Raw genomic sequence first — 6,927 nt, 5'->3', positions numbered from 1 at the left:
CCTTGGTCGGGCCGGCATAGCTGTTCGCGCCGCCGAGCGTCGTCGTGCCCGCTCCGGTCTTGATCAGCCCGCCGGCGCCGCTCAGCGTCCCGGTGAAACTATCGGTGCCGCCGAGCCCGCCGGTCGTCAGCGTCGCGCCGAGCAGGACCTGGCCCGCGCCGTTGAGGCCGCCGATCGCCTGGTCGGCACGGATGTCGAGCGTTGCGCCCGAGGCGATGGCGACGGCGCTCGTTGCCGGAATCGCCGAGCCGCTCAGCACCACGACGGTGCCGCCCAGGATGTTGGTCGCGCCGCCATAGCTGTTGGCGCCCGCCAGGATCAGCGTACCGGCGTCGTTCTTGACCAGCCCGCCGGTGCCGCCGATGCCCGCGCCGATCGTCGCGGTGACGCCGGGATCGACGCGGATATTGGTGAGCGCCGTGTCGGTCGTCAGCGTGCCGGTGCCCGAAGCGATCGCATAGCCGTCGGTCATGAACTGCGCGCCGGTTAAGACGATCGCGTCGTCGACCGTGACGGTGCCCGCCGCGCCCTGGAACACGCCGAACGCACCGGCCCAGGCGCTGTTCGCGGCACCGTCGGCATCCGCCCAGTTCGGCAGGCCGTTGATCCAGCTACCGCTGCCGCCTTCGACCGCCCCGTTTCCGGAGGCGCCCGCGCCGTCCCAGAACTGGATCGTGGTCGCCTCCGGCGTTCCATAGACCAGGTTCACCTGGGTCGCGACCGAGGTCTGGATGGTCATCAGCCCGCCATTGGCGCCGCTCGGCACGCCACCGACCACCAGCCCGTTGTCGGTGAGCGCCCCGCTATAGTCGATCAGGCGGTAGACGCCTTCGCCGAAGCCGCCGACATCGGCGATGTTCAGCGTGCCGTCGAGCGTCAGGTCGCCGGCGACGTCGATGCGGTCTCCGGTGCCGGGCGCGGCGAGCTGATAGTTCAGGACCGAGCCCGAGGAGAGCACGAGCCCGGCGGTCGAAAGCGTGCCGACGCCGTCATTGCCCGGCGCGATGGCCGCATCGCCGACCGTGAGCACGCCGCCGATGCTGCCGGCGCCGCTGAGGGTCGTTCCGCTCGCCATCGCCGCCGCTCCGGCCCAGCGGCCCGACAGCGCGATCTCGCCGCCGTCGAGCGCGAGCAGGCCGGTGGCGGTGTTGTCGCCCGAAAGGGTCATCCTGCCGGTGCCGATCTTGGTCAGCCCGCCGAGCTGGCTCATCACGCCCGAGAAGACGGTATTGCCGCCGGCGGCGCCGGTGGTGAGCGTCGCGCCGTTCAACTGGCCGAGGCGCACCGCGCCATCGCCCGAGAGATTGGCGATGGTCTGGTCCCGGCCGACCGGCGCGTCGTTGCCGTCGGAATCCTGGGTCATGTCGTTGAGGTCGAGGATGCCGTTGCCGGTCACCGTCACGGCGGAATTGGCCGAGAAGCTGTCGGCGAGCTGGCCCGTGCGCAGGCGTCCGTCGCCGATCAGCGTGTCGCCGGAATAGCTGTTGGCGGTGCCGAGGACGAGCGTGCCGCTGTTGACGATCTGCAACCCGCCGGTGCCGCTCATCGCGCCGTTATGCGTTATGGTGCGGGTGCGATTGACGATCAGCGTGCCGTTATTGGCGATGGTCCCGGCGACATAGCCGCCCGAACTGGCATCCAGATCGTCGTAGCGCAGCGTCGCGCCGGCCGCGATCGTGGCGCCGTTGCGCAGCGTCTGCGTGCTGGTGATCCCCCAGGTGCCGCCCTGGACGTTCAGCGTGTCGAATCCGGTCGCGGTGCCCAGGATCTGCGATCCCGTGCCGGTCAGATTGAGGATGTCCTCCACCCCGCTCGCGGGGGCGCCCGCGACGCCGCCATCGATGCCGGCGCCGGTCTCGATCGTCAGCGTGTTCACCGTGCCCGCCACGCCGCTGCCGCCGAAGACGACGGCGTTGCCGGAGGCGCCGGCGCCCGTGCCGGCGCTGGTCATGCTGCCCGCGGCGAGGGTGATGTTGTTGAGCGTGCTGGTCGCGCTGAGATTGATCCGGATGCCCTCGCGCGTCGGCGAGCCCGTGCCGCCGTCGCTGCCGCTGATCGTCCCGCGGTTGACGATCGTCGTGTTGCCGGTGCCGATGATGCCGTAAAGACCGGTGATGACGCCGGTGGCCTCGTTGGTCAGGTTCAGGGTGGCGCCGGTGGTGCCGCGCACGCCTTCGCCCTGGCCCGATGTCGCGCCGGTTCCCGTGATGGTTCCGGCATTCACGAGATTGATCGTCGCCGAGCTCACCACGCCCTGCGATCCGCTGATCGTGCCGCCCGCGCGGTTGGTCAGGTTGAGCGTGACCCCGGTGACGGTCACGTCGACGCCCTGCGCCTGCTGGGCCTGCGCGCCGGAGCCGTCAAGGCCGGTGCTGACGATCGTGCCGCTATTGTCGATCGTGACCACGCCCGAATCGCCGCCCGCGGTGCTTTCGCTCAGCCGGATCGCATCGTTGCCGCCGCGGATCAGGCCGCGATTGACGATCGTGACCGTGCGGTCCGGGAAATCGGTGCTGCCGCTGATCGCGCGGCCGTTCGAAGCTGTGGTGGCGACGGCCTCGATGGTGCCGTCGTTGGTGATGACGATGCCGGTTCCCGAGCTCGCGCCATTGATGTTGACCGCCTGGTTGCCCGAAACCTGGAAAGTGCCGGTCTCCGCGACGGTCAGCGTGTCGCTGCCATCCATGTTCAGCGCGTTCGTGCGCGAGGGCGGGACCGTCGTGTCCTGGGCATAGGCCGCGCCGGGCAGCGCCACGAAACAGGCCGAAAGGAGCAGGCGCTTGCGCAGGCCGCGCGTGCGAACCGGAAAAGTCATGGATCACCCTCCCACCGCGGCATGGACTGCTTTGGCTGAGGCCAGTCGTCTGGCCGTCTTCTGATTTGTCATGAGCGGCGGGCTCGCCGGCCGCAGGCACTATTCGAGCGCGGCTATCTTCGCATCCGCATCCAGCATCCCTCTCCTGTTCGCCAGCTTATGCCGCCCCTTGGGGCAGGTGCCGGTCAATTAAGAGGGATAAGGCCAGATCTTAGATCCAGAGTCAACACTTTGGTTAGGCAAATCTGGTATACAAATGTGCATACCAGATGGAGGGGCGCAACTACGACCGCAGCCATGGGGCAGCAGAACGAAACGACCGAGAGGATCGGATCAGGAGAGCTGGGCGCTTATCAGGAAGCGGTTGCGGCTGGCCTCCGCCCTGCGGCGCAGCTCCAGGATTTCCTTCTCTTCCGATGCGTTCAGCATCGCTTCGAGCAAGCGGCTGAAATGCTTGCGCATCGCGGTGCGCGCCGCGGCGGAATCGCGGTTCTTGAGCGCTTCGAGCACGGCCGCGTGCTCGTCATGCCGGCTGTCCTCGTCATGGCCGCAGACCGAGGCATGCAGCGCGCAGATCTCCGGGATCTCGGTGCGCATGCGCCATAGCGTGTTGATGACGAACATGATCGCATGATTGCCCGAGGCCGAGGCGATCGTGAGGTGGAAGGCCCGGTCCGCCTCGGTGGCGGCAGGGCTGCCGTCGTCTGCCTCCGACATTTCGGCGACGAGCGATTCGAGCACCTGGAGTTGCTCGTCGCTGATGGTCGGCGCGGCCAGGGCCGCAGCCTCCGATTCGAACAGCGAGCGCGCCTCGGTGAGCTCGAACGCGCTGACCACCGGCAGGGCGGCGGCGCTCTGCTCGCCGGGATCGCACACATAGACGCCCGAGCCGGTCTTGATCCGCAGCAGCCCCTGCGCCTGCAGCGCGATCTCGGCCTCGCGGATGGTGACGCGGCTCACGCCGAGCCGCTCCGCCATCTCCCGCTCGCCGGGCAGGCGCGAGCCGGGAGGGAAAGCGCCCTCCGCGATCATCGCGGCGATGCGCTCGGCGATATCCTGGAAGAGACGGCGTTCGGCCATGTTGTCCTCAATTCAATTGGATGGGGCGCCTGACATGCCCCAGGCCGCCTCCATTTGGAATAGGCAATTGGTCCACACGATCCCGCTGACCCCGGTTACCGCAAGCGAAGCCGCAGGCTGAGGAAATATTGCGGGCCATAATATTCCACGTTTCGAGTGCTGCCGACGACCGGCATGTATTCGACTCGCGGCTCGTTGAAGATATTGAGCGCCTGGAAGCGGATATCGGCCTCTTTGGTAAGCTGATAGCGCAGGTTCACGTCGAACGTGTCATTGCCTTCCACGTAGCGCAGCTGCGTATTGTCGCTGGTGAATGCCTGATAATAGCGCGAGCGATAGCGATAGATGCCCTGCAGCGAGACCGGGCCGATCTCGTAGAACACCTGCGCCGAGAAGACGTGCTTCGAATAGCCGCTGAGGCTCGCGGCGGGGATCAGGCCCGGAGTGACCTCGCCGCTCGCGCTGTCGACCACGTCGCCATAGCGGATGTCCTGCGTCTCGAAGTTCGACCAGGCGTAATTGTAGCTCAGCTTCGCACCCAGCCCGTCCAGGGGGTGGGGAAGCCAGGTGAACTGGTTCGAAAGCGTCAGCTCGAGGCCGTAGAGGTCGCTCTGGTCCTTGCTGTTGGTGGTCTGGGTGACCGGCACTGAATAGTTTTCGCCGCCGATCAGGAAATCCTCGTCGGCCTCGATCGGGATCCTGCCGCCGGTGAAGCGCTTGTAATAGACCGTCGCGGCGATCAGCGTGTCCTTGTTGGCATAATATTCGAACGCCAGGTCGCCATTCCACGACATGGTCGGCTTCAGGCGCGGGCTGCCGGTGGCGATGATCGAGTTGATCGCGTCGGTGACCGAAGTGAAGCCGGTGCCGGTCTCCAGCGTGATCTGGCGCCCGGCGCCGAGCGCGCTGGGCGCCGGGCGCGACATGGCGCGATAGATGCCGGCACGCACGCGCGTCTTGTCCGAAAGGTCGAAGATCGCGTTGAGGCTCGGCAGCCAGCGCATCGAGCTCGACTTGATCTCGGTGTTCGTGAAGTCGCCGTTCTCGCGCAGGCTGATCGTGCCGTCGGGATTGTCGATCACGTCGAGGCCGCTGCGCAGGCCGCGTGCGGTGACTTCGGTATGGACGCCGCGCACGCCGAAATTGCCGCGCACGGGGATATTGCCCAGATGGCCCGAATAGGTCGCCATCGCATAGCCCGCCAGGGTCTGCTCGGTGACGTCCGCATTCTCCACCGCGCGCAGATCGCCGCTGTTGCCGGGATCCTCGGTGCCTAGATAGTTGCGGAACTGGCAGAGCACGTCGAAGGTCGCGTAGCTGGTGATGGCCGGGCTCGGCGCGTCCGAGAAGAAGCTGCGTTCGGCGAAGGGCGTGCGGCAGGCGAGGTTGACGTCGCGATCGACCGCCGGATCGGTCTGGTCGATGTTGACGTCGTTGCTGTAGCCGAAGAATTTGCGCTGCGCCCAGCGCGCGCCGATATCGACGTGCTCGATGAAGCCGTCGAGCTTGTAGCTGGCATCCAGGCGCCCGGCATAGATCTCGTCGTCGCGGCCGTCCTGCGAGCGGGTCAGCCGGGCATCGTCGCTGAAGGCGTCGTAGTCGGTCGGATCGAAGCGCGAATCATAGGTGAAGACCGGCAGGAAGCTCTGGCTCAGGTCGACATGATAGGGGATGCGCTGGTTGTTGATCGGCGTGCGCACGCCGTAGATGTCGAACGGATCGGTGCGCAGCCGCACCTGGCGAGTGATGTCCAGGCGCTTGGTATGCGAATAGCCGAAATCGGCGGTGAGGGCCAGCCGGTCGGTCGGCTGCCATTCGATATTCCCGCCCAGGCCGAGATATTTCTCGTCGCGCTTGAACAGGCCGGAAAGGGTCTGCAGCGTCGCCGAACCGTCCGCCGAGAGCAGCTCGTGATTGTCGCCGATCTCGACATTGTGGAGATTGTAGCGGCCCTCGGCCGTGCCGAAGTCGTTGCGCGCCTCGCTATATTGGCGGCGCGAATATTGGACGTCGAAATTGATGTCGAGCGTCGGGCTGGGCTGCCACTGGAGCGCGCCGAACACCGCGTTGCGCAGATCCGACGTGATCATCTGCCGATAGGCGTAGGAATTGGATGCGTGGAAATAGGGCGTCCCCGCATTGCCCTGCTGGCGCGTGACCTCGGTGCAGTTCGCCGTCGAGACGACCGCGGCGTTGCAGGTGAACCAGGTCGAACTGGTATAGAAACGCTCGACCGGATCGCTCACATCGTTGCGCTGATAGCCGATCGAGATGCCGATATCGCCGAGCGAACCGGCGTTGAACTGGTCGATATAGCTGACCGTGGCGCGATAGCCGTAAGGGCTCCGGCCGGCGATGCGATCCTGATAGGGATTGTAGTTGCCCTTGATCTCGGCCTGGAGTTGGCGCCGCTTGTAATCGAGCGGCTTGCGCGTCTCCAGCTCGATCAGGCCCGCGACGCCGCCCTCGATCAGGTTCGCCTGCTGGGTCTTGTAGATCTTGATCGCGTTGAACAGCTCGGACGGGAACTGGCCGAAATTCACCGCGCGGTCGCCCGAGCCGTTGGTCGCCTCGCGTCCGTTGAAGGTGGTCATGCTGAGACCCGAGCCGAGGCCGCGGATCGAGACTTCGGTGGGGCCGTAGTTGGAGCGGTCGATCGAGGCGCCGGTGATCGTCGCGATCACTTCGCCGACAGACTGGCCGGGCAGTTCGCCGATCTCCTTGGAGGAGACCGCGTCGACGATCGAATCGGAATTGCGCTTTTCCTGGATCGAGGTCTGGATCGTCTCGCGGACGCCGGTGACGACGATCGCGGCGTTCTCCTCCTCCTGGACCTCGGTGGGTGCGGGGGTGGCTGTCGGCGCCTCGGCCGGCGCCGGAACGGTGTCCTGCGCCCAGGCAGGCGCGGCGCCGATCACCGCCGCGATCGAAGCTCCGGCCAGCAGCGCCAGGCGCACCCTATCCAGGCCGCGCGCGAATCCATGGTTGGTGACGTTCGTCATCCAATTCCTCCCCTAGGTTATTTTTATACC

At 66.4% G+C, this 6,927-nt stretch carries 3 protein-coding genes; all 3 read right to left on the bottom strand.

Annotation, left to right across the window (positions count from 1 at the left end; translation table 11 throughout):
• Positions 1-2,815 (bottom strand): autotransporter-associated beta strand repeat-containing protein (locus HB724_RS08175; RefSeq protein WP_213980421.1); only part of this gene is annotated, 2,815 nt, incomplete at its 3' end.
• Between the two features lie 333 nt (positions 2,816-3,148).
• Positions 3,149-3,895, bottom strand: a complete 747-nt coding sequence (locus HB724_RS08170; protein WP_213980420.1) for a FadR/GntR family transcriptional regulator — start codon at positions 3,893-3,895, stop codon at positions 3,149-3,151.
• Between the two features lie 95 nt (positions 3,896-3,990).
• Positions 3,991-6,897, bottom strand: a complete 2,907-nt coding sequence (locus HB724_RS08165) for a TonB-dependent receptor (RefSeq protein ID WP_213980419.1) — start codon at positions 6,895-6,897, stop codon at positions 3,991-3,993.
• Positions 6,898-6,927: the final 30 nt, after the last annotated feature.

This window comes from Sphingomonas sp. dw_22 (assembly GCF_018449795.1).
Taxonomy (GTDB): domain Bacteria; phylum Pseudomonadota; class Alphaproteobacteria; order Sphingomonadales; family Sphingomonadaceae; genus Sphingomonas.
This window is presented reverse-complemented; position numbering and strand designations above follow the sequence as displayed.